The organism is Xanthomonas euroxanthea (genome assembly GCF_903989455.1).
Classification (GTDB): Bacteria; Pseudomonadota; Gammaproteobacteria; order Xanthomonadales; family Xanthomonadaceae; genus Xanthomonas; species Xanthomonas euroxanthea.
The window spans coordinates 2,505,277-2,528,376 of sequence record NZ_LR861803.1 but is presented as its reverse complement, the minus strand read 5'-3'; the positions used below and the strand labels follow the sequence as shown (position 1 = coordinate 2,528,376).

Here is a 23,100-nt window from a genome sequence, read left to right as displayed (position 1 = left end):
GTATTTTCGGAAAACTGCGTTATGGGCTCTCACAACGAAAAACTGATCCTGATTGTCGAGGACGATGCCGATACCCTCGAGATCGCCACCTTGTTGCTGACCGAAAGTGGCTATGCGGTCGTGACTGCCAGCGATGCCCAAGGCGCGCTGGAGCAAATCGATCATTGTCCTGCGATAGCGCTCGTGTTCACCGACCTTCAGATGCCGGGGCTCCTGGATGGATACGGCCTGATTTCGTATCTGCGTGCCGACGGCAACAATCTGCCGGCAATTCTGACATCGGGGTTAGGGCATTCTCCCAAGGGATTGCCCAGCCGGACGATGTTTTTAAGCAAGCCTTACAATCGCCGCAGCCTGGTCCAGAATATCGAGGCATTCGTCGGCCATTAGCGTGGCCCGCGGCGAGGCAACCCTACCCTCGTCCGATCGAGCATGCGCAGGTTTCAAGGCAGGGGCATTGCGCAGGCCGGATCGATCGATTCGCGACAAGCCGGTGAAACCATCGCCGTCGTCGTGGAATCCGTGCATCACGATCGGTCCCCGATCGCTGCCCGGCATCATCTTGCCGCACGTCGCCAGCCTGCATTGATCGCTTCCTGGCTGGTGCAGAAAAAGCGCTCGCCCTTCGCAGGTGAGATGCTGGTCCGCTGGTAGTCGCGTTGCCCGGGCATGTGGAAGATCTTGCTGCCCTTGCTCGAGATATTGCCCTTGATGGCGCAGTGCGAAGGCAGCTGCGTCTGTGCTGCCGCCTGAGCCCGCCATGCCGATTGGTTGCGTTTGCCGCGACGGTAGTCGGCTGGCATCTGGAAGGTGCCGGCCCAGAGGTTGCGCCGCTGTTGCTGCGCGGTGCGTTCGTCGGCGACAAACGCGGTGGCGTACTCGCGGTAGGCCACCGCCCAACCGGACTGCACCATCCAGCGGTTGACCGATTGTCCCTGCACGTAGCACTCGGCAACGACTCGTCCGTAGCGATCGGTATCCTTGGGTTGGCAGCGAACCGTCTTGTCACGCAGATAGCCATCCAGGGCAGCGGCGGAACGCCGGCCGCAAGGCCACGCGCTGCCGGTATCGCTGGTGCATTGCTGCGCGCTTTCGGGGGCATCGACGCCCCACAGGCGGATACGCTTCTGCGCGAGCGTGATGGTGTCACCATCGGTGACGGTTGCCCGGCCAACCAGCTCTGCTGCGATAACGGGTGAGGCGAACAGCGCAACGACAACAACCACCGAACATCTGGACAACATCAACAACAAGCCTCGGGTGATCGGCAGAGCGTGGTCCGTCTGTTCTTGCCTGGGTGACAGCGTCTAGCCGATTGGCTCACCAGCTTCCATCGCGCTGGTGCCCGCATCGACCAAGCGACGCGGGGCGGCACTGTATGCCAACGGGAAGGCGCTGCCTATCCCTTGCCGCGGCCTGCGAGAAGGCCATGGCATGGGGCGTTCATCGAATCACGTTCAGACCGCCGCATTCAAGGCCGGGCACACGCGGTGTGCCCGAGGTAACGGACAAGGTGTCATTCCTTGTAGATGTGTATCTCTGGACGGTTGTTTCGCCATTGCCGAGAGACAGGTCATCCCTGCCCCAGTGCGCCGTTGGCGCGCGCAAGCACCACGCGCCGCCCGGTCCCTTGCGGAACCGGGCATGCAGGCAGACTTATTGCGCTGCCGGTTGTGGCGACACAGGAGCCGCATCCGGCGTCACGCGCCAGATCGTATTGGCCAGGTCGTCCGCAACGATCAATGCACCCCGCGGGTCGAGCGTCACGCCGACCGGACGGCCGCGGGTCAGACCATCGTCGCCATGGAAGCCGGAGACGAAGTCGATCGGGTTGCCCGCGGGGCGGCCATCGCGGAATGGTACGAACACCACCTTGTAGCCCACTGGCGGGTCGCGATTCCAGCTGCCGTGTTCGCCGACGAACACGCCGTCGGCAAACTGCGTCCCCATCGCGGTCGACGAGAACGCCACACCGAGTGCGGCGACATGCGAGCCCAGCGCGTAATCGGGCACGATGGCCGACGCAACCTTCTGCGGATCCTGCGGCATGACCCGCGTGTCCACATTCTTGCCCCAGTAGCTGTAGGGCCAGCCGTAGAAACCGCCTTCGCGCACCGAGGTGAGGTAGTCGGGCACCAGATTCGGACCGATCTCGTCACGCTCGTTGACCACGGCCCACAGTGCGCCGCTGCTGGGCTGTATCGCCAATGCAGTGGGATTGCGCAAGCCGGTCGCATAACTCTTGTGGGCGCCGGTTGCCGGATCCACCTGCCAGACCTGGGCGCGGTCGACCTCGGCAATCATGCCGCGCTCGGTGATGTTGCTGTTGGAGCCGATCGCAACATACAGATAGCGTCCATCCGCACTGGCGGTCAGGGCCTTGGTCCAGTGGTGGTTGATGGCCGACGGCAAGTCGGTGACCTTGCTGGGCGCAGCGCTGGCCTTGGTCTGCCCCTGCTGATAGTCGAAACGTACCAGTGCGTCCTGATTTGCCACATAAAGTGCGTTGCCGATCAGTGCCAGCCCATAGGGTGCATTGAGCTTGTCGGCAAAGACGGTCTTCAGTTCATACGTGCCGTCACCATCGGCATCGCGCAGCAAGGTCAGGCGGTTGCCGCTCTTGACCGAGGTGTTGCCCTTGGCCTTGATCGCTCCGGCAATCACGTCCTTGGGCTTGAGGTTGGGTGCGCTGCCGCCGCGGCCTTCGGCAACCAGGATGTCGCCGTTGGGCAACACCAGCGTCTGGCGTGGAATGCCCAGCCCGGTGGCGATCGCAGCGATGCGGTAACCCGCAGGCACGGTGGGCTTGCGATCGCCCCAGGCGGTCGGCTCGGCGATGGTCATGTCGGGCAACAGGCCACGATCCGGTGCTGGCAGTTCGGGGCTGGCGCCATGTTGCGCGAGCTCTGGGGCCTTGCCGCAGGATGCAAGCGCGGCAGCGAGAACGGAAACCGACAGGATGGTCAGGGTATGACGCTTCATCGAGCACCTCCCACGCGCAGGCTGGACAGCCCTGACCAGGTTGCAACCAGCGCGAACGCGGTCGCGATCAACGAAAACGCCAACGCCGCCGGCATGATCGCCCAGGCGTCGCGCGCATGATGCAAGGCGTCGAAGAAGCCGACGATCCATGCGGCGCCGAGCGCGATCACATAGATCACGTTGCGGCTTCCGCGAACGAAGCCGACGATCGCACACAGGAGCGCGATGGTCGTCAACACCATCGCACCGATCAGCAGCCATGCGGCGAAATTGGCCCACTGGATCTGATGGCTGCTCCAGTACGCGTAGTCGCTCAGCAAGGTACCGAGAAACAGCGGCCACACACCGCCGAGCACGGCTGCGTGGAACGGATGGATGGCCCAGGATCGGGCGGGCATGGCAGTGGAATTCATGGCGGACTCATTGGGAGCGTTGGTGAAACGTGCCCCGATGCTGCCAGCTGCCACGTGATGAGCGCGGTGATGCTGGGTCTTTTCTGTGCGATGGACTACTTAGACAAAAGTCGGAAGCCCAAACCACTCATCCCGCCGAGCAACTGCTGGATCGCCGGCGCGACCGTAGGTCATAGAACGTAGGTCATGGAACCCTATGTGTGCTCCAGGCCGCTCCCTACGCTGGGCTCCATCCACTGGAGGAGCAGGCAGAGGAAAGCAGTCGCAATGATGTTGCTGGCAACCGCGTTGACCATGGCCGGCACGGCCAGCGCGACCGACACCGCGGCCACGACGCGTACGGTCGCCGCACTGGCGCGTGAGGCCGTCACCTTCTTCGACGGCAATCGGCCCGGCGATGTCGTGCTGGTCACCCGCGGGAACAAGGTCGTAGTGCGCCAGACCTACGCAATGACCGATGTCGGGAATCGGGAGGCGATGCAGCCGGATGCCGCGCGGCCTCGCGCGGCACGAGGGGAAGACACCGACGCGCTGAGCCTGACAAACGACTTCAAGGATCTGCCACCGGGAGTCGATCCGGGCACGCAGTTTCGCTACAACGATTCCAACTAAAGCGTGCTGACCCACCCGATCGAGCGCGCATCCGGCCAGCCCTATGCCGCCTACATGCAGTATCGGCAGCAGGCTTTCAGGATGGCTTGAAGTCCGATGCGGGTCTGCAGTGATGAGCACCGCTCATAGGACCATGCAAGCTGGATGGATGGCGCGGCGTTGCATCTGCCTCATGCTGGCTGCCGGCATCCATGGCAAGGCAACAGCGATGAAACGCGCAACCGTGATGCGTTCGATTCGGCGTGATGTGTGCATCGCCAAGGCGCTCTCTACGCGGGACGGCTTGGCGTCGGATGCTTGGATTCGCGCTGCCTTGCCCCTAGATCGGTGGAGGGATGCGATGCCATGTGCGAGCGCGCTGCCTCGCTCTCTCCTGTCCACGGCTGCGCTGGTGTGGAGCGCAGCTGCCTTAGTTCTCTGTTGCCCCTCCCCCACGGCAGCACATCCTTCGGAGATCACGTCCATGACGACCCACGCCACCTTGTCGCCAAGGCAGCAGGCCATTGCACCGATTGCCGCGTTTGCGGCCACTGGCGACATCGAGCGCTTGAACACTGCATTGGAGGCGGGCCTTGATGCAGGCATGAGCATCGGCGACTGCAAGGAACTCTTGGTCCAGCTGTATGCCTACGCCGGCTTTCCACGCAGCCTCAATGCACTGGCCGCTTTGATGCAGGTCACCGATGCACGCAAGCTGCGCGGCATCGCCGATGCGCCGGGACACGACCCTGGCCCGGTACCGAGCGGCGATGCGCTGCTCGCACTGGGCACCGCCAACCAGACCCGTCTGACCGGCGCGCCGGTGACCGGGCCATTGTTCGTGTTTGCGCCGGCAATCGACCAATACCTCAAGACGCATCTGTTCGGCGACATCTTTGCCCGCGACAACCTGGACTGGGTGAGCCGTGAACTGGCCACGATCAGCGTGCTCGCCGCCCTGGAAGGCGTGGAGGCGCAACTGCAGTCGCACCTGAAGATCGGCTTGAACATCGGTGTGACCGAGGCGCAGCTGCACGCGCTGGCCCAGGTGCTGGACAAGCGCGTAGGTGCGGCCGCGGGCACGCGCGCCAAGGCGGCACTGGCCAAAGCCAGGGCGCAGTGAGCCTGCGGCACGCTGCGATGACCGCAGCGCCTGCTGCCGCTGCGCACGCAGCTGCCGATGGCGGCGCCGGGTCGACCCGGTCGCACGCTGCTAACGCGGCGCCGGGCCCGCCGCCAGCGCAGACCTTGCGCCGGCCTGCTTGACGATCAACTGGCCGATGTACTGCTCGGCCAGCCTGGTGCCAATCTCCAGCGCGGTCTGCAGCGAGCCGAATGTGGGCGCGGTCGGCAGCGGCACCGGATGTCCACAGACCTGCAAGGTCTCCAGGACGATGCGCCGGTGCCCGAGCTGCCGAGCGACCACGCGGTACGGCAGGCCCTGGTCGGTGCCTTCGGCTGACATGCTTTCGGTGCTGTGGGTGCTCATCGGACTCGAGCATAGCTGCCATGCCCAAATTCGGTGGCGGCGGAACTTGAACCATTTATGCAGACGCTAGCGCTGCGACAGCGGCTTACTGCCAACGTGGGCATGCGCCCAGACCGGCCAGCCCGTGCCGGGATGGCACTGTAGCCACGCCCCACTCGTGGATGCGCCCCCTCTCGACGAGCTGAAGACCGCTGAAAACCTGGTGTAGGGGAATGCAGAATTTCGCGTACGAACCCCGAAATACCGGCTTGAATATTCCCCCTGCATTCAGCTTGACGGTTTCAGACGACACGTACCAGCGCCGGAGGAACGCCGCATATCCATTGCTTCATCGATTGCGGCCCCCGCGTTTTTTCGCGGAATATGCGCGGAATCAAGCACAATGGCCGGGGCCGCTCGCTTTCGGTCAGTATAAATCGAGCGGATATAATGATTCTTCGGCAAGAAGTGAATATAACGCCGAGGCGATTTTCGATAGGCCAAAATCCTGCGAACGCATTACGGAAGAGTCTGCCAGAATTGCTAACTTACAGTCGAATCCGCTACAACGTGTGGGTCATTCACCGACATCTTCGACGGATTTCCTGATTACCTGCGATATGCATCGCATCTAGGATTGCCGCCCCCGGAGATTCGTGACCACTTATTGTTGTGTTCGCTCCGACATTCCGTTGCGGTTGGGCTTGATAGCGGGATTTTAATCCAATTTAGCTATGGATTAGATCGTTGAATCCTATGCGTCGCGTTTTTCTCTGAATAGCAACTGTCCGTTCAGGTTTTAGAGTTTATCGCTAGCGCCGTTAAACAATCTCGCAAGCACACGGTCGAATGCATTGGCGCATTACCGTGTTATCCGGAGCGCTTATCTGAGGGGACAGATTCGCGGCGGATAAAGTGAATAACGCGTGAAACCAATATGCCACGCCGGCCATCGCCGGTGCTGGAATCGTCTGCGCCAAATTTTAGGTTTTTTGCAGTTGCGGCGCGCCACTACCGGAATCGACCAACCCATGAATCGCTCGCTACTCGCAACCACCATCGCCTCCTGCCTTGTCCTGACCGCCTGTGGCGGCGGTGGCGGTGGCGGCAATGTCCGCAGTGATCCGCCGCAGACCACGGTGGTCGCTCCGACCCCGTCGACGCCTGCACCCACCACGCCGACGACGCCGACCGCGCCAACGCCCCCCACGACCCCGACGCCGTCGGAAACGCCTACAGCCGATCCGCTGCCCAAGGCCGCCCCGGCGCCTGCACCTGCGCCTGCACCTGCGCCCGCCCGCTACCAGGGCCTGGGCAGCAACCTGCTGGTGCCGACCAACGCAGATCTGGCGCAGCAGGCCGGTGCCAAGGGTCAGGGCGTCAAGCTGGCCGTGCTGGACGACAATCTCTACGGCAGCTACGCGCCGGTCAGCGGCAAGGTCGATGCGTTCACCGATTACACCGCCAGCCCCGGCACACCGGAATCGGCGTCGAACGCGCTGCGCGGCCACGGCACCGTCATCTCGGCATTGGTGCTGGGCAATGCGCAGGACGGCTTCGCCGGCGGCATCGCCCCGGATGCGGACCTGCTCTATGCGCGTATCTGCGCCGAAAATTCCTGCGGCACCCAGCAGACCCGCAGCGCCGCGGTGGACCTGGCCGCTGCCGGCGTGCGCATCGCCAACCTGTCGATCGGTGCCTCCTATGCGGATGCGGCCAGCAGCGCGAATGCGGCCCTGGCCTGGAAGTACGCGCTGACCCCGCTGGTGCAGGCCGATGCGTTGATCGTGGCCGCCACCGGCAACGACGGCGCGGCAGAAGCCTCCTACCCGGCCGCGACGCCGGTGCAGGAAGCCAGCCTGCGCAACAACTGGCTGGCCGTGGGCGCGGTCAACATCGACAGCGCCGGCAATGCCGCCGGCCTGACCAGCTATTCCAACCATTGCGGCGCCGCGGCGCAGTGGTGCCTGGTGGCGCCGGGCAGCTACTTCGCACCGGCGCTGGCCGGTACCGAACTGCAGGGCCAGATCGCCGGCACCTCGTTCTCCACTGCCGCAGTGAGTGGCATCGCGGCCCAGGTGCTCGGTGTGTATCCGTGGATGAGCGCCTCCAACCTGCAGCAGACCTTGCTGACCACCGCCACCGACCTGGGCGACCCCGGCGTGGACGCCTTGTACGGCTTCGGCCTGGTCAATGCGGCCAAGGCGATCAAGGGCCCGGCGCAGTTCATCAACAACTGGTCGGCCAACGTGACGTCCGGCTACGACAGCACCTTCAGCAACGACATCTCCGGCGCCGGCAACCTGACCAAGAACGGCGCCGGCAAGCTCACGCTCAGCGGCAACAACAGCTACACCGGCGGCACCAGCGTCAGCGACGGCGTGCTCGCCCTGTCCGGCAGCCTGCGCTCGGACGTCATCGTGCTCAACTCGGCCACGTTCGAATCGCGCGGCGGGGTCATCAACGGTGGCTACAGCCTGGCCAACACCACCGGCACCACCGCCATCGAATTGGGCAAGGGGCTGACCGTCACCGGCCAGGCCAGCCTGAAGGGCAACCTGCTGTTGCTGCCGGAAGCGGCTGGCTACAGCGTCGGCAGCAGCGAAAGGATCGTCAAGGCCGGCGCGCTGCAAGGCAGCTTCGACCGCGTGCAGTACGCCAACAACTTCTTCTGGACCGCCTCGCTCGCCTACGACCCCACCACCGTCACCGCCACGCTGACCCGCAATGCCTCCGCTGCCAGCGCGCAGGCGGCCGGTGCGCCGCAGTCGGTGGTCAACGGTGCCACCCAGGCCGATACGCTGGTCAAGGTGCTGGACACGCGTGTGGCCGCCGGCGATACCGATAACCTGGGTGGCCTGATCAGCGCCACCGGCGCGCTGCTGGCGGCCAATGATGCGCAGGTAGCCGCATCGCTGCCGACCCTGGCCGGCCAGGTACACGGCATCGAGCGCACGCTGGGCTTCCAGTCGGCACTCAACGATGCACGCGTGGCGGCCGATCGCCTGCCCTACCTGGCCGACACCACCACGCTGACCACCTGGATGCAGGGCAGCTATCTGGACGGCGAACTGGGCGGCAAGGGGTTCGACTCGGCCGATTACACCCAGCAGGCCACCACCGTCGGTGTGGATCTGCCGATGGGCAGCGCCGGCACCGTCGTGGGTGCGGCGCTGAGTTCGGGGCAGGACCGTGCGCACATCGATGCGTCGGCCAGCCGCCTGCGCTCGGACCGTTACGCGATGACCGCGTATCTGTATCAGCCGATCGGCCAGGCGTATGTGTCCGGGATCGGTTCCTACGGCATGAGCAATGTGGACACCGAACGCACGGTGCAGGCCGGCAGCATCGGCGAGCGCCTGCAGGATCGCCGCCACGACACCAACTGGTCGCTGCGTGCCGAAGTCGGCCTGATGCCGCAGGCAGGGCTGTCGCCGTTCATTGCCGCAGGCGTGGTCAGCCAGACCCAGGATGCCTTCAGCGAAGCCTCGGCCACCGGGCTGGGGTTGAGCGCCAACAGCGACACGTTGCGTGCTGGCTACGGCGAGGTGGGTGTGCGCGGTCATCTGGTGCGCGGTAAGTGGGGCTTCGATGGCTTGATCGCCTACCGTTCGCTGCTCGGCAATCCGAACTCGGACTTCACCGCCTGGTTCACCGGTCTGCCGGAAGCGCGCTTCAACGTGGCCGGCGAGCCGGTGTCCAAGCAGTCGGCGCGTGCCTCGGTCGGCGTGCGTTACCAGCTCAACGATGCCTTCTCCATCTACGGCAACGTGGGCGCCGAGCGCGGTCGTTCGGATGCCAACAGCATCAATGCCAATGTCGGTCTGCGCTGGCAGTTCTAAGCGCCGGCCGCAACCGGCGGTGCGGCGGCAAGGCCGCGTGGCTGGCGTGCAAAAATCGGTACGCGCTACGCCGGGTCGCGGTTGCCGGCGCAGCCGGCCCGCACCTGGCGGCGCAGTCGTTGCAATGGACGTGCCTGCGCTGGTGTCGAAAAAAAGCCCCGGCAGTGCCGGGGCTTTCTGGTTTGCGGTGCATCAGAAGTTCCAGCCCCAGGTGACCTGGCCGCCGTATGCGGTCTGGCCATCGCCGTTGAGTCCTTGCAACGACAGCGCCATGCGGCTGTTGGGCGAGGTGATCAGGCTCACGCCCAGTTCGCCGACCACCGCGTTCTTCGCCAGCGTGACGCTCTGCACCGAGAACTGCGAACCGGTGCCGATGAAACCGGCCGACCGCTGCACGGCGCGGTCGCCGAACGCATGGCGCCACCCGACCGAGGCATACACCCCGGCGGCCGGACCCAACTGCCAGCGCCCGCGCAGACCCACCGTGCTGGTGGTGTACTCGTCCTTGGCACTGTCGACCAACAGCCCGGCAACCCCGCCACGCTCGTTGAAACCATCGGTCTTCAGATGCGTGTAGTCCGCCGCGACGAAGGGGCTGTACACCGCATTGCCGGTGCGCAGGTTCCATGCCGCTTCCATCGACACGGTGATGGCCTTCGCGTCGTAATCGCTGGTCAGCCGCTCTTCGAGCACATCGGGCAGCATCACCCGGCGGCTGCTGTCCACGCTGTAGTCCGCGTAGTCGACCGACGCCTGCAGAGCGAACGCGGACCAATCGGCCTGGCCGTAGATGCCGGCATGGGTGCCATCGATATCGGAACGATCGAGGGACTCGCGCGAGCGGGTTTCGATGTCCTGGTTACCGACCGCGATACCGACCACACTGCGCTCGCCGATGCGCCGCTCCGCACCAGCCATGATGCCGTTGTCCTCACGTCGCACCGAGGCGGCGTTGGCATCGCCATCGACACGGTTGGGCAGGCTACGGCCGGTGATCCAGACCGTGGTGTCACCCACGCGCGCATCCTGAGTGTCGCCACGCAGGTGATTGCCGACCCCGCTCTGCAGGAAGCGGCTATCCAGCAAGGCGGTCGCCGTGCTGGCATGGCTTTCGCCCGACAACGAGGCAAACGCCGTGCTGATCGCCTGCGGGTCGTCGGGCAGACGCACCACCGCCTGGTAGACCGGGCTGGTAGTTGGCAAGCCATCCACGGCCGCTGCGGCAGCCTGCTGGTTCGGCGCGGTGACCGCATCGACCATGGCCTCGGTGTTGCGGCCGAACGACACCGACAGCGCGGTGGCGCTGGCGCTGACATTCGGTGAAACGAAGGCATAGTCGGAGACGACACTGCCGAACTGCCCGGTGAGCCCGCCAGCGGCGTTGATGACCGGAATCTCGGTAAACAACGGCAGATCCGTCGCACGCACCAGTTGCAGGGTGCTGCCCGGCGCCAGCGTGGCCGCACCGCCCACACTGATGGGTGTGACCGCACCGCCTGCGCCCGGCGTGACCTGCAAGGTGGACCCGCTGCCGAGCGTGGCATTGCCGCCGACGCTGATGGTGCCCCCGCCGCCACCGATCGCCACGGTACCGCCCGAGCTCAGGCCGCCGACGCTGCCGCTGCCGGTGAGTGTGCCGCCCGGGCCCACCGTGACCGGCCCGCCCAACGCGGCACCCGGATTGGCCGGGTTGCCCACGCTCAGGGTGCCCGCAGCAACTGTGATCGGCCCGGTGAAGCCGCCGCTGTTTGCAGTGACCAGCAAGGTGCCCACGCCATCCTTGAGCAGGCTGCCGCTGCCCGACAAGATTCCCGCGTAGGTGCCATTGCTGGCTTGCTGGAACACCAGCGCGCTGTTGTTGGCAATGTTGCCCTGCAGGCTGTCGGTATCGCCGATCACTGTACCGGCGTTGATCGTGGTGCCACCGAGATAGGCGTTGACACCATCCAGCGTCAACGCACCCGCACCGTTCTTGATCACCGTACCGCTACCGGTGATGTTGCCGGCGAACGTGCCATCGCCGGCCTGGTCGAACACCAGTGTCGCGTTGTCGACGATGTTGCCCTGCAGGCTGGTGGTGGTGCCGATCAGGCTGCCGCTGGCGATGGTGGTGCCACCGCTATAGGTATTGGGTGCCACCAACGTCAACGCCCCTGCCCCCTGCTTGACCACGCTTCCCGTGCCACTGACTGCACCGGCGAAGACACCATCGCTGGCCTGGTCGAACACCAGCGTGGCGTTGTCGACGATGTTGCCCTGCAGGCTGGTGGTGGTGCCGATCAGGCTGCCGGCGCTGATCACGGTGCCGCCGGTGTAGGTGTTGGGCCCGAGCAGTTGCAGCGCGCCGGTGCCGGCCTTCTGCAATGAGCCGGTGCCGCTGAGCGTGCCGGCATAGACGCCGCCGGTGTCCTGGTTGAACACCAGTGCCGCGTTGTTGGCGATATCGCCCTGCAGGCTGGTGGTGTCGCCGATCAATGTGCCGGCCGTGATCGTGGTGCCGCCGGTGTACCCGTTTGCACCGTTGAGCAACAACGCGCCGACGCCATCCTTGATCACGCTGCCGGTGCCGGTGATCGACCCGGTGAACACGCCGTCAGCCAGTTGGTTGAATGCCAGCGTCGCGTTATCGACGATGGCCCCCTGCAGGCTGGCGCTGTCGCCGACCAGGGTGCCGGCATTGACCGTGGTGCCACCGCTGTAGCCATTGCGGCCGTCCAGTGTCAGCGTGCCGGTATTGGTCTTGATCAGCGCGCCGCTGCCACTGATATCGCCGGCAAGCGTGAGGTCTGCCGGGTTGTCGACGCGCAGCGCAGCGCCCAGGGTGAGCGCATTGCCCACCGCTGCGGCAACAGGGTTGGTCAGCACCGCATCGCCGACCACCGCCAAGGTGCCGGTGCCCAACGCGGCGTTGCTGCCGATCGACAAGGTGCCATCGCTCAGCGCGGTCCCGCCGGCATAGCTGTTGTTGCCACTGAGCGTGAGCGTGGATGCACCGGTCTTGATCACGCTGCCGGCACCGCTGATGGCGCCAGTCAGGGCGAGATCGTTGCTGCCTAGCAGCGTCACCGCACCGTCGAGCACCACCGCATTGCCCACGGCCAATGCCTGGTCGGTCTCGAGGCTGGTGCCGGCTGCCGCGGTCAAGGTGCCGGTTCCCAGTGCCTGCGCATCGCCCAGCACCAGCGTGCCGCCGCCGAGCGCGGTGCCGCCGGTGTAGGTGTTGGCAGCGCTCAGCACCAGCGTGCCGGTATCGAGTTTCTGCAGCGTGCCGGTGCCGCCGATGCCCACATCGATGGTGCCGGTGACGCCAGGGTCGACCCGGATGATGGTGGTGGCCGCATTGGCGCTCACTGCACCGGCGCCGGCATCGCTCAGCACATACCCGTCGCTGGCGAACTGCATGCCGGTGATGCCTTGCGTGCCCTGCACGCCTACATTGCCGGCGGTGCCGGCGAACACGGCAAAACTGTTCTGCCAGTCGCTGTTGCTCAGCCCATCGATCGAGGTCCAGTTGGTGGGGCCTGCGGCCCACACGCCTGCGCCGCCATCGATGCTGCCATTGGCAACCGTCTGCGCACCATCCCAGAACTGCACGTTGCTGCCGGGCGCCAGCAGCACCACGTTGACCTGCTGGGCCAGCGCGGTCTGCAGCGTCAACTGGGTGGGATCGATCGCACCGGGCAACGTGCCGATGCCCAGGCCGTTGTCGGTCAAGCCACCGGTGTAGTCGATCAGGCGATACACACCGGTGCCGAAGCCGCCGATGTCGGTGATGTTGAGCGTGCCGTCCAGGGTGAGATCGCCATTGACCGCCAACACGCCGGTCTGGCTGGGGATGCCCAGGAACGCGTCCAGCGTGGCAGTGGGAGCCAGGCTCAGGCTGCCGGTGGTCAACACTGCGCCACTGGTCACCACCAGGCGGCCACCGTCGTTCACCGTGACCGCCGCATCGACCCCGCCGCTGCCGCTCAAGCTGGCACCGCTGCCCACGGTCAGGCCGCCTGCACTGGCCAGCGTGCCATCCACGTCCAGCGTGCCGGCGGTGACCTGGGTGGTGCCGCCGAGCGCGCTGGTGCCGGTGAGCTGCAAGGTGCCGGTGCCGACCTTGTCCAGATTGCCTGCATCGCTCAGGCTGCCGGCAAAAGTACTGCCGACGTTGTTGGCGCCAAGCTGCAGCGTGTTGCCGCCCAGCACGGCGACATTGCCCTGCCCGGTCACTGCACCCAGGGCCGCATTGCTGCCGAGCGAGAGCCCGGCACCTGCGGCAACGTCCACGGCGCTGGTGTTGCCCAACGCGCCGGGGGCGGCGGTGGCGAGCACGCCGGCCTGCACCGACACCGGGCCGGTGAACGTGTTGCCGCCGGACAAGGTCAAGGTGCCCAGGCCCGTCTTGGTCACGGCACCCGCGCCACTCAGCACCCCGGTCAAGGCCAGATCGTCCGCGCTGGCAATGGTCAGATCCGCGCCCAGGTTGACGTTATTGCCCAATGCCAGCGCAATCGCATTGCTCAAGGTGGCATTGCCCAGCACCGACAGGCTGCCGACGCCCAGCGCGGTGTTGCTGCCCACCGCCAGGGTGCCTGCGTTCAACACGCTGCCGCCGACGTAGCTGTTGGCACCATCGAGCGTGAGCGTGGAAGTGCCGTTCTTGATCAGGCTGCCCGCACCGCTGATCGGGCCGGACAGGCTCAGGTCGTTGCTGCCGACCAGGGTGAGCGCACCCGTGAGCGCCACCGCATTGCCGAGCGCCAATGCCTGGTCGCTATCGAGGCTGGTGCCGGTTGCGGCGGTCAACGTGCCGCTGCCAAGTGCCTGCGCGTCGCCCAGCACCAGGGTGCCTCCGCTGAGTGCGGTGCCGCCGGTGTAGCTGTTGGCCGCATCGAGCACCAGCGTGCCGGTGTCGAGTTTTTCCACGCCACCGCTGCCGGAGATCGCCACATCGATGGTGGCGGTTGCACCTGGATCCACCCGAATCGCGGTCAACGGGGCCGTCACCGCCAGCCCACCCGCGCCGGCGTCGGTCAACTGATAGCCGTCGGTGACGAACTGCAGGCCGCCGATGTCCTGCGTGCCCGCCACGCCCACCGTGCCGGCGCTGCCGGCAAAGACCGCGAAATCGCCTTGCCAGGTGCTGTTGGCAGTACCGTCCTGGGTGGTCCAGTTGGTCGCCGCCCCCCACGTGGCTGCACCGCCATCGACAGTGCCGTTGGCCGTGGTCTGCACCCCATCCCAGAACTGCACGATGCTGCCCGGCGCCGTCACCACCAGGTTCAGTTGCTGGCCGATGGCGGTCTGCAGCGCGAGCTGGCTGAGATCCACGCTGCCCGGAAACAGGCCGATCGCCAGGCCGTTGTTGGTGAGCAGGCCGGTGTAGTCGATCAGGCGGTACACGCCCGTGCCGAAGCCACCGAGGTCGGTGATGTTGAGCGTGCCGTCCAGGGTGAGGTCGCCGTTGACCGCGAGCAGCCGCGTAGTGCTCGGCGCTGCCAGTGCGACGTCCAAAAACGCCCCCGGTGCCAGGGTCAGGCCACCCACGCTGAGCGAGGAGCCACTGCTCACTGCCAGCCGGCCGCCGTCGGCGATGGTCACGTTGCTGGCCACGCTGCCGGTGGTGCCGGTGCCGGTCAGCGTGCCGCCCAGCGCCACGTTCAACGCGCTGGTATCCAGGCTGCCGATCACATCCAGGGTGCCGCCGCTGACCTGGGTGGCACCACCAATCGCGCTGCTGCCGAGCAGGCGCACCGTGCCCGCGCCAACCTTGTCCAGACTGCCGCCACCGCCCAGGCTGCCGGCAAAATCGCCGCTCCCCAACTGCAGCGTGCCGCCGGCATCGGTAGTGACGCTGCCGGCACCGCTGAGCGCGCTGATCAGGCCACCGGTGCCGAGATTCAGCACCGCCCCTGCAGCGACATCGACATTGCTGGCGTTGCCGAGCGACGCGGCCGTGCTGGCCACCAGCGTGCCGGCCTGGATCGCCAGCGGGCCGGTGTAGCTGTTGCTGCCGTTCAAGGTCAGGGTGCCGGCGCCGGTCTTGATCAACTCGCCGGTCCCGCTGAGGGCGCCGCTGACCAGCATGTCCGCACCGTTGTCCACGGTGAGTGCTGCGCCAAGCGCGATGTCGTTGCCCAATGCCACTGCAATCGCATTGCTCAGCGCCGCATTGCCGACGACCGACAGGCTGCCGGTGCCGAGTGCGTCGTTGGCGCCGACCGCGATGGTGCCGGCCGTCAACGTGGTGCCACCGCTATAGCTGTTGCCGGCGTTGAGCGACACCGTGGTGGCGCCATTCTTGATCAGGCTGCCGGTGCCGGTGATGGCACCGTTCAAGCCCAGGTCGTTGCTGCCGACCAGCGTGAGCTGATCGTTCAACTGCAGCGTATTGCCCAGCGTCAATGCGGCAGTGGCATCCAGTTCGGCAGCACCGCCGACCAGCAGCGCACCCACGCCCAAGGCAGTGTCGTTGCCGAGCACCAGACGCCCGGCATCGAGCGCAACACCGCCGCTGAAGGTATTGGCATTGGCCAGGGTCAGCGTGGCAGCGCCTTGCTTGTCGAGGCTGCCGATCCCGCTGACGACGCCGTTGAGCGTGATGTCCTGCGTGCCTGGCAGCGTGAGGGCGCCATTCAAGGCAAGCGCATTGCCCAGTGTCACCGCCGTGCCGGCATCCAGCGTGGCGCCGTCTGCGGCGCTGAGCGTGCCCACCCCCAGCGCGGTGTCGCTGCCGACCACCACTGCGCCGCCCTGCAGCTGCAGGCCGCCGGCCCAGGTATTGCTGCCATTGAGGGTGAGCGTTTGCGCGCCGTTCTTGATCAGGCTGCCGGCGCCGTCGACCACGCCATCGAGCGTGAGGTCCTGGCCATCGATACCGACTTGACCGGTGAGGTTGACCGCGTTCTGCAAGGTCACTGCAGTGCTGGCAGTGAGCTGCGTGCCATCGGCAGCCGTGAGCGCGCCGGTGCCCAGTGCAGTATCGCTGCCGACCACCAGGGTGCCGGTGTCGACCAGGGTACCGCCGGTGTAGAGATTGTTGCCGGTGAGCGTCAGCGCACCGGAACCCTGCTTGATCAGGCTGCCCGCGCCACTGACGATGCCGGTGACGCCAAGATCGGTATTGCCGGTGAGCGAGAGCGCACCGTTCAGGGCGACGTCGTTGCCGATCGTGGTCGCGACGGTAGCCTGCAGCTGCGTGCCATCGGCAGCGGTCAGCACACCGGTGCCCAGTGCTGCGCCGTTGCCGAGCAACAAGGCACCTGCATTGAGATCCACGCCACCGGCAAAGCTGTTGGGTCCAGCCAGCGTCAGTGCAGCGGCGCCGTCCTTGATGACGCCACCCACGCCGCTGACCGCGCCGGTGAGGGCGAGATCCTGGCTGCCGCCGAGTTGCAGATCCGCTTCCAGCGCGACGTTATTGGCGAGCACGCGTGCGGCGGTGCTGTCGAGCAGCCCGCCGCCGACGGTCAGGGTGCCAAACCCCAGGGCCGTGTCACTGCCCAGGACCAGGCTGCCTGCACTCAGCCGCGTCCCCCCGGTATAGCTGTTGTTGCCGGCCAGGGTCAGGCCGGCGGGACCCAGCTTGTCCAGGCTGCCCACACCGGTGATGGCGCCACTGAGTGTGAGCGCGTTGCTGCCCCCCACATCGACCAGGCCCGCCAATGCAATGGCATTGGCCAGCGTGCTGACGGTTGCAGTGTCCAGGGTGGTGCCAGCCGCTGCGTTGAGCGCGCCGACACCGAGCGCGGTGTCGCTGCCCACCGTCAGTTTGCCCGCGCTGAGCGTGGTGCCGCCGCTGTACAGATTGTTGCCGCTCAGCGTGAGATCGCCGCTGCCGGATTTGACCAGGCTTCCGGTCCCGCTGACCGCGCCGCTCAGCGTCAGTGCCTGCGCCCCGCTGAGTGTCAACGCACCCGGGGTCAACGCGATCGCGTTGCTCAGCGAGGTGGCCGCCGTGTTTTGCAGGGCCGCATTGCCGGTGACGTTCAAGGCACCCGTGCCCAGTGCGGTGCCGCTGGCCACCTGCAAGGTGCCGGCATTGAGGTTGGTGCCGCCGGTATAGGTGTTCAGGCCGCCCAGGGTCAGGGTGCCGGTGCCAAGCTTGGTCAACGCACCGGTGCCGCCGATGGCGCCGGTCAGGTTCACGGCATTGCCGCTGCTGCCCACGCCCAAGGTGCCGGTGAGTGCGATCGTGTTGCCCAGGGTTGCCGCTGCGGTGGCATCCAGCTCGCCGCCGCTTGCGGTCAATGTACCGGTGCCCAGTGCCGCGTTCGCGCCCACCACCAGGCGCCCGGTACCCAGGGTGGTGCCGCCGGTGTAGGCGTTGTTGCCGCTCAGCGTGAGGTCGCCCGCGCCGCTCTTGATCAGGCTGCCGCCACCGTTGACGGCACCGCTCAAGGTCAGCGCCTGCGCGCCGGTCCAGTTCAACGGCCCGCCCAGGCTGATGCCGTTGGCCACCGTCAATGGCGCACTGCTGCTGAGGTTGGACGCGCCGGTGACATTCAAGGCACCGGTGCCCAGTGCCGAAGCAGTACCCAGTTGCAAGGTGCCCGATGCCAGCGTGGTGCCACCAGTGAAGGTGTTGGTACCGCCGAGCGCGAGTGTGCCGGTGCCGGTCTTGTTGATGCCACCGGCACCGGCAAGCGTGCCGGTCAGCGTGAGTGCGTTGCCGCTGGCGCCCACGCCCAGTGTGTTGGTCAGTGCAAAATTGTTGGCCAGGATCAGCGGAGTGCTGGTCTCCAGCTGTCCGCCGGCGGCGGTCACCGTGCCCGCTCCGAGCGCGGTATTGGTTTCGATCAGCAGCGTCCCGGCACCCAGCGTCGTGCCCCCGGCGTAGGTGTTGTTGCCGCCAAGGGTGAGCGTGCCGGTGCCGATCTTGTTCAGCGCTCCGGCGCCACTGATGCCGCCGCCGAGCCGCAGGTTGCTGGCACCGCCGATGCCGATGACGTTGTTGAGCACGAATGCGTTCGGCAGGTTGACGGCCGCACTCGCAAGTACGCTGCCGGCAGATGCGTTGACGGTGCCTGTTCCCAACGCGCTGTTGGTGCCCACGGTCAGTGACCCGCCGAGCAGGTTGACGCCGCCGCTGAAGGTATTGGTGCCGGTCAGGCCCAGCGCACCGGTACCGGTCTTGGTCAGCGCACCGGTGCCGTTGATGGGGCTGGCCACGGTCAACGCATTGGTGCCCTGCAAGGTCAGGCCACCGGTGCCCAACGTGATGCCGGCGGCCGGCGACAGGCTCAGGCCGGCGGCTGTTGCCTCCAGCGCACCGCCGTTGGCGCTGATGGCAGTCCCCAGCTGCGCGGGATTGGCGAACTGCAATACGCCGCCATTGAGCGCGCTGCTGCCGAAGTTGCTTGCGCCTCCCACCGACCAGGTGCCGCTGTTGACGCGCAGGCTGCCGAAATTGATGTACTGCGCCGTGCTGAGCGTTCCTACGCCGGTGCTGCCGCTGCCGGTTCCGCTGGCCGAATTCTGCAGGATCAGCGTATTGGTACCGCCTGCACCGCCATCCACCACACCGGTCTGCGCAAAGCTCAGCAAGCCGCCTGGTCCAAGCAATTCGAGCGCCAGCCCGCCGCCGCTGTTGACGCTGCCGCCGGTCACCGCAGTGAAGGTATTGGTGCTGCCTGCCCCCAACGACACGCTGCCGTTGATGGTGCCGGAATTGACGAAGCTGTTACCGGTGGCCGAGCTCTGGAAGCCCACGCGCCCGTTGATGGTGCCGGTGTTGACCGCATTGACGGTACCGCCGCCGCTGACCGCAATCACCGGCGTATCCGCACTCAGGACCGACAGGTTCAACAACGCACGGCTATCGATCAGGCCGGCGTTGTTGATCTGCACGACGCCATTGCTGGCCGAGGTAATGCCGAGCGCCATACCGTCGAGATTGAGCAGGTTGGCCCCAAGCACGCCGCCGGTGCCGTAGATCGCGCCGCCGGCGAGATTGTTGGCGGTCACCGCGGTGGAACTGGCATTGCCCATGGTGACGCCGGTGCTCAGCACCGACAACAGGCCAAGCACGGATGGATCGATCGTCCCGCTGTTGTTGAGGGTGGAATTGGCGCCGCTGAGCGCAACGGCGGTGCCGCCAAGCAAGCCGGCGGTCATTTGCGTGCCTGCCGCCACGTTGACAGTCAGGTTGTTGGTGCCGCTTGTGAAGCTATTGCTGGTGATTGGCAGCCCGGTGCAGGTGACGGTTGCGCCCGCTGCAGGAACCGCAGGCGTGCATGCTCCCCAGGCCAGCATCGGTGCGGCCACTCCCACCGCCAGGACGACAAGGCTCGACACACTGCGGCGGGTTGCCCCGGACTTGCGCCGCCGCCGCACTAGTTCGTGCGTCACGACCCAATTGCCAATTGCTGCGTTCCAGACCAGCGCAAATGCACGATTCATTTTATTCCCCCTGTATCGCCGTGCAGAGACTCACGCACACACACGCGCTCTCCAACAGCAGAAAGTTGATTTACTGTCGAGTCGGTTTAAAGCAATTAAAGCTGCGCCCGCTTTTATCGTCTTGCGGATGAGTGCGTTTAATACCACTCCCTGCGAGCAATAGTGGGAGATTAATAAGAAAATCGCCATGCTTGAAACTGTGCTGAATATCACTAACCACAACACTGCCCACGACGCACGTCGAAATTGTCGATTGGTTTGCTCGTGCCCGCCAACGCTCTCCAGCCGCCTCATGCGACGGTCACCGCACGTCTAGCTGGTTGCATCTCGCTAAAAAACAGGCATTTTCTCGCATAAGGAGCAAACCATGCCTGGAAGAGTCCGAATACCTGACGGTGATTTGATGCGGCCACCCAACTGCTGGCGAACCGGACCATTTGATTGAAGATCGCGCACTTGATGCTGCGCTGCAGGAACACTTTCCGGCATCGGCTATCACACTCTGCCGATGAATGAGTCCGCTTTCATCATTAATACCACCGCCAACCGTCGACGCCGATCAGCGATTACGGTATTTGTGTGCAGGCGTTCCGCCGGTCCGGTTTATGGTCGTGTTCGATAGTGCGGACGGAGTTTATTGAAGCGGGCCGGATTACTTCAACGGCGTGACACCGGATGATCGTCACCTGTCGATGACCTCGGTTTGTTTCTAGTAGCCATGCGGTGTGTGATGTTCAACACGGAATCTGACGACATGACGCTTGCTTTGGACCCCAAACGGCAGGAACAGCACTTCGACTGGTCAGGCGTGCCGATCGACCTGGGCGGCATGGAGCCGCTCGATCAGATCGCGCGCCTGCTCTGCCATGCACTGGTTGCGCCCGCGGCTGCATTGACCATCGTCGAAGGCGGTCGCGTGCGCGTGCTGGCGGCGCGCGGCATCAGTATCGAGCATGTCGAGCAAGCCATCGAACTGTGCCGGCATGCGTCTGCCGCGGCCAACGGGGTGAGGGAACTGATCGAACCTGCCGCACTTGCGCCGATCCAGTTGGGCGACGCTGCCTTTCCGGGCCTGCCGGCACGGTTTATCGCGTGCGTCCCGGTGGGTGCGCCGCAGACCGGCGTGTCCGGCACCTTGTGCGTGATCGACACGCGCGAGCGTCTCCTGGCCAGCCAGGAACACCAGCAGCTGTTGATGTTCGCCAACGTGGCAGCGGCGCAGCTGGAGCTGCAGTTCGGTGCCGGGCGGCGCGAACCGCATAGCGGCTTGCTCAATGCACGCCAGCTGCAGTCGGATCTGGATGCCCTCGCCTTCGGCAGCCACTGCGTGCCCACCATTGCCGCCTTCATCGAGGTCTATGACACCCAGGCGGCCAATGAAGCGCGTCAGGCGCTCGGCATGCAGCCACTGGAGGAACTGGTGCGCCACGCCAGCTATGTGCTGACGCGCGCATTGCGCGGCAAGGCCACCGTCTATCACGTGGCGCCGATGCGTTTTGCGTTCTTCCTGTTGAATTCCGCGCCCGACGAGATGGAGGACCTGTTGCTCGATCTGCGCGACATGTTGCATGCACCGATGGATGCGGCCGGCATCCCGATGTCGTTGACCTTTCATGCCGGCGTGGTGCGCTTTGCACCGCAGCAGCCGGACACCAACGATGTCATGCGCAAGGGGCTGGTGGCGCTGGGCGATGCAATCAGCAACCACGCCATCGTGTGCTGGTACAGCGCCTCCCACGACGATGCGATCCAACGCTCGTACCGGCTGGCGCTGGACGCCGAGAAGGCCCTGGAAGCGGGTGATTTCCGCCTGGTCTTCCAGCCCCGGATCAATCTCGAGGACCTGTCGGTGACCGGCTTCGAAGCACTGCTGCGGTGGCGGCATGCCAGCCTGGGCCCGATCGGCCCGGACGAATTCATCCCGTTGTTCGAAAAGACCGCCCTGATGTGCACCGTCACCAACTGGGTGATCGAGCACGCGTTGGTGCAATTGGCCAGCTGGCGCGCGCAGGGGCTGGATTTTTCCATGTCGATCAATCTGTCCTCGCGCGATTTCGGCAACCTCAATCTTGCCGCAGACCTCATCCACCGCTGCCGGGAACTGGCCATTCCCACCCAGCGGATCGAGCTGGAAATCACCGAGGGCCGCTGGCTGCGCAGCAATGTGGAGGCGGTGCCGCGACTGCGCACCCTGCGCGACGCCGGCGTCAGTGTGGCCATCGACGATTTCGGCACCGGCTACAGCAACTTCGGTTACCTCACCGAGCTGCCGGTCAACGTCCTCAAGCTCGATCGCTCGTTGGTGACCGGCATCGCCACCAAGACCGGCATGCAGATGCGCGCCGAGGCGGTGGTACGCCTGGCCAGTGCGCTGGGATATCGCACCGTGGCAGAAGGCATCGAACACGCCGACGAAATTGCACTGCTGCGCAGTTGGGGATGCGACGAAGCACAGGGGTATCTGCTGGCCCGGCCGATGGAGGCGGAGCTGGTCGCCGCGTATGTGGCAAACGCGGTGGCCGAGCAGCGCTTGCCGTGATGCGATGTGTCCGGGGCGCGCCATGCGCGCGCATCTGCAGTGATCGATGCGCGCAGTACCGCCCTCGCCTCCTGCAGTGAGACACGTGGCAACGCAGCGGCGCATGCTGCGTTGCCACGCGGCGATCAACTCAGATCGTGCAGGTCCTTGCCCAGCGGCGGACCAAGCGTCCAGTCGGAAAAACGCACCCTCAGCCCGGCACGCTCCGGCGTGCAGCACATCGGCCCGACCTGATATGCCTCGGCAACGGGAAACGGGCAAAGCCTCACCAGCGGCCAGGTCTTTCCGTCGGCCGATACCTGCAGACGCAGGACGCCGTCGGCAACGGTGGCGCGGATCCAGAAATCCTTGGGGTCGCCTTCGTAGGGGCCGGTCGCCCAATCGGAGACCGGGTTGGTCAACACGCTGCTGAGCATCGCACGGCCATCGCTGAGTTCGATGCCCGCCTTGACCCAATGCTGCTCGTCCACGCGCACCATGATGCCGGCCTGATCGTAGAGCGACTCGTATTGCGCGCGCACCCGCAGCTGTGCAGTGAAGCGCGCCGCGGCGGTGAGGCCGAGAAAATGCCCGCTATCGCGGGTAAACCCGTAATGCGTCTTGCGCCAGAAATCGGTGGCCTTGTCGGTGACCACATCCAGTGTGCCGCCGTCGATCGCGACGGTACGTGGCCGATTGAGCCAGCTGCCATCCTGCCACTGCGTGTGCTGTGCCATCGTGTTCTCCGTGTTGGGTTGCCTGGCAAGCACGCCACCGCTGATGGCCATTCCCATCGCGCCGCCCAGCAGGCGTCTGCGTGCACTGTCTATTGCATCGTGGGTCATCCAGTGTCTTCCATGCATTTGACGAACTGCATAGTCTAGCCGCGCAGTGGGT

General features: G+C 65.6%; 11 protein-coding genes. 5 read left to right on the top strand and 6 right to left on the bottom strand.

Features of this window, described 5'->3' with window-relative positions:
* The first annotated feature begins 21 nt into the window (after positions 1 to 21).
* Positions 22 to 390 carry a response regulator gene (locus H7A86_RS10685; RefSeq protein ID WP_104582620.1) on the top strand — a complete coding sequence of 123 codons (369 nt, stop codon included), beginning with the start codon at positions 22 to 24 and terminating at the stop codon, positions 388 to 390.
* 167 nt (positions 391 to 557) lie between these two features.
* On the opposite strand, the gene H7A86_RS10680 is transcribed toward H7A86_RS10685, so the two are convergent.
* From H7A86_RS10680 to H7A86_RS10670, 3 genes are all read right to left on the bottom strand, one after another.
* Complete coding sequence (locus H7A86_RS10680; RefSeq protein WP_119131968.1) at positions 558 to 1,244, bottom strand: thermonuclease family protein; 687 nt, start codon at positions 1,242 to 1,244, stop codon at positions 558 to 560.
* Between the two features lie 412 nt (positions 1,245 to 1,656).
* Positions 1,657 to 2,982, bottom strand: coding sequence for a PQQ-dependent sugar dehydrogenase (locus H7A86_RS10675; RefSeq protein ID WP_119131969.1), 1,326 nt, complete (start codon positions 2,980 to 2,982; stop codon positions 1,657 to 1,659).
* Positions 2,979 to 3,395: a hypothetical protein gene (locus H7A86_RS10670; RefSeq protein WP_104582623.1), complete on the bottom strand. Its 417-nt coding sequence runs from the start codon at positions 3,393 to 3,395 to the stop codon at positions 2,979 to 2,981. The genes H7A86_RS10675 and H7A86_RS10670 overlap by 4 nt, the downstream gene beginning before the upstream one ends.
* Before the next feature lie 270 nt (positions 3,396 to 3,665).
* Between H7A86_RS10670 and H7A86_RS10665 the strand changes: the two genes are divergently transcribed.
* Both H7A86_RS10665 and H7A86_RS10660 read left to right on the top strand, forming a co-directional pair.
* Positions 3,666 to 4,007, top strand: coding sequence for a hypothetical protein (locus H7A86_RS10665; RefSeq protein ID WP_147421342.1), 342 nt, complete (start codon positions 3,666 to 3,668; stop codon positions 4,005 to 4,007).
* Between the two features lie 463 nt (positions 4,008 to 4,470).
* Entirely contained in the window at positions 4,471 to 5,109 is a 639-nt protein-coding gene (locus H7A86_RS10660; RefSeq protein ID WP_119128756.1) for a carboxymuconolactone decarboxylase family protein, read from the top strand.
* A gap of 90 nt (positions 5,110 to 5,199) precedes the next feature.
* Here H7A86_RS10660 and H7A86_RS10655 read toward each other — a convergent pair whose 3' ends face one another.
* Complete coding sequence (locus tag H7A86_RS10655; protein ID WP_104648747.1) at positions 5,200 to 5,475, bottom strand: hypothetical protein; 276 nt, start codon at positions 5,473 to 5,475, stop codon at positions 5,200 to 5,202.
* A 1,010-nt stretch (positions 5,476 to 6,485) separates the two neighbouring features.
* On the opposite strand from H7A86_RS10655, the gene H7A86_RS10650 reads away from it, so the two are divergent.
* The gene (locus H7A86_RS10650) at positions 6,486 to 9,296 is read left to right on the top strand and encodes a S8 family serine peptidase (protein WP_119131971.1); all 2,811 of its coding nucleotides are present in this window, start codon (positions 6,486 to 6,488) and stop codon (positions 9,294 to 9,296) included.
* Positions 9,297 to 9,488: 192 nt separating this feature from the next.
* Here H7A86_RS10650 and H7A86_RS10645 read toward each other — a convergent pair whose 3' ends face one another.
* Complete coding sequence (locus H7A86_RS10645) at positions 9,489 to 19,685, bottom strand: autotransporter-associated beta strand repeat-containing protein (RefSeq protein ID WP_119131972.1); 10,197 nt, start codon at positions 19,683 to 19,685, stop codon at positions 9,489 to 9,491.
* Positions 19,686 to 20,412: 727 nt separating this feature from the next.
* Here H7A86_RS10645 and H7A86_RS10640 point away from each other — a divergent pair.
* Complete coding sequence (locus H7A86_RS10640) at positions 20,413 to 22,224, top strand: EAL domain-containing protein (RefSeq protein ID WP_119132099.1); 1,812 nt, start codon at positions 20,413 to 20,415, stop codon at positions 22,222 to 22,224.
* A 125-nt stretch (positions 22,225 to 22,349) separates the two neighbouring features.
* On the opposite strand, the gene H7A86_RS10635 is transcribed toward H7A86_RS10640, so the two are convergent.
* Positions 22,350 to 23,048 carry a DUF1349 domain-containing protein gene (locus tag H7A86_RS10635; protein WP_119131973.1) on the bottom strand — a complete coding sequence of 233 codons (699 nt, stop codon included), beginning with the start codon at positions 23,046 to 23,048 and terminating at the stop codon, positions 22,350 to 22,352.
* Between the last annotated feature and the right edge of the window lie 52 nt (positions 23,049 to 23,100).

Excerpts from the sequence above, each read along its gene's own strand:
- H7A86_RS10685 (WP_104582620.1), top strand. The coding sequence starts at position 22 with ATGGGCTCTCACAACGAAAAACTGATCCTGATTGTCGAGGACGATGCC.
- H7A86_RS10680 (WP_119131968.1), bottom strand. The coding sequence starts at position 1,244 with ATGTTGTCCAGATGTTCGGTGGTTGTTGTCGTTGCGCTGTTCGCCTCA.
- H7A86_RS10675 (WP_119131969.1), bottom strand. The coding sequence starts at position 2,982 with ATGAAGCGTCATACCCTGACCATCCTGTCGGTTTCCGTTCTCGCTGCC.
- H7A86_RS10670 (WP_104582623.1), bottom strand. The coding sequence starts at position 3,395 with ATGAATTCCACTGCCATGCCCGCCCGATCCTGGGCCATCCATCCGTTC.
- H7A86_RS10665 (WP_147421342.1), top strand. The coding sequence starts at position 3,666 with ATGTTGCTGGCAACCGCGTTGACCATGGCCGGCACGGCCAGCGCGACC.
- H7A86_RS10660 (WP_119128756.1), top strand. The coding sequence starts at position 4,471 with ATGACGACCCACGCCACCTTGTCGCCAAGGCAGCAGGCCATTGCACCG.
- H7A86_RS10655 (WP_104648747.1), bottom strand. The coding sequence starts at position 5,475 with ATGAGCACCCACAGCACCGAAAGCATGTCAGCCGAAGGCACCGACCAG.
- H7A86_RS10650 (WP_119131971.1), top strand. The coding sequence starts at position 6,486 with ATGAATCGCTCGCTACTCGCAACCACCATCGCCTCCTGCCTTGTCCTG.
- H7A86_RS10645 (WP_119131972.1), bottom strand. The coding sequence starts at position 19,685 with ATGAATCGTGCATTTGCGCTGGTCTGGAACGCAGCAATTGGCAATTGG.
- H7A86_RS10635 (WP_119131973.1), bottom strand. The coding sequence starts at position 23,048 with ATGACCCACGATGCAATAGACAGTGCACGCAGACGCCTGCTGGGCGGC.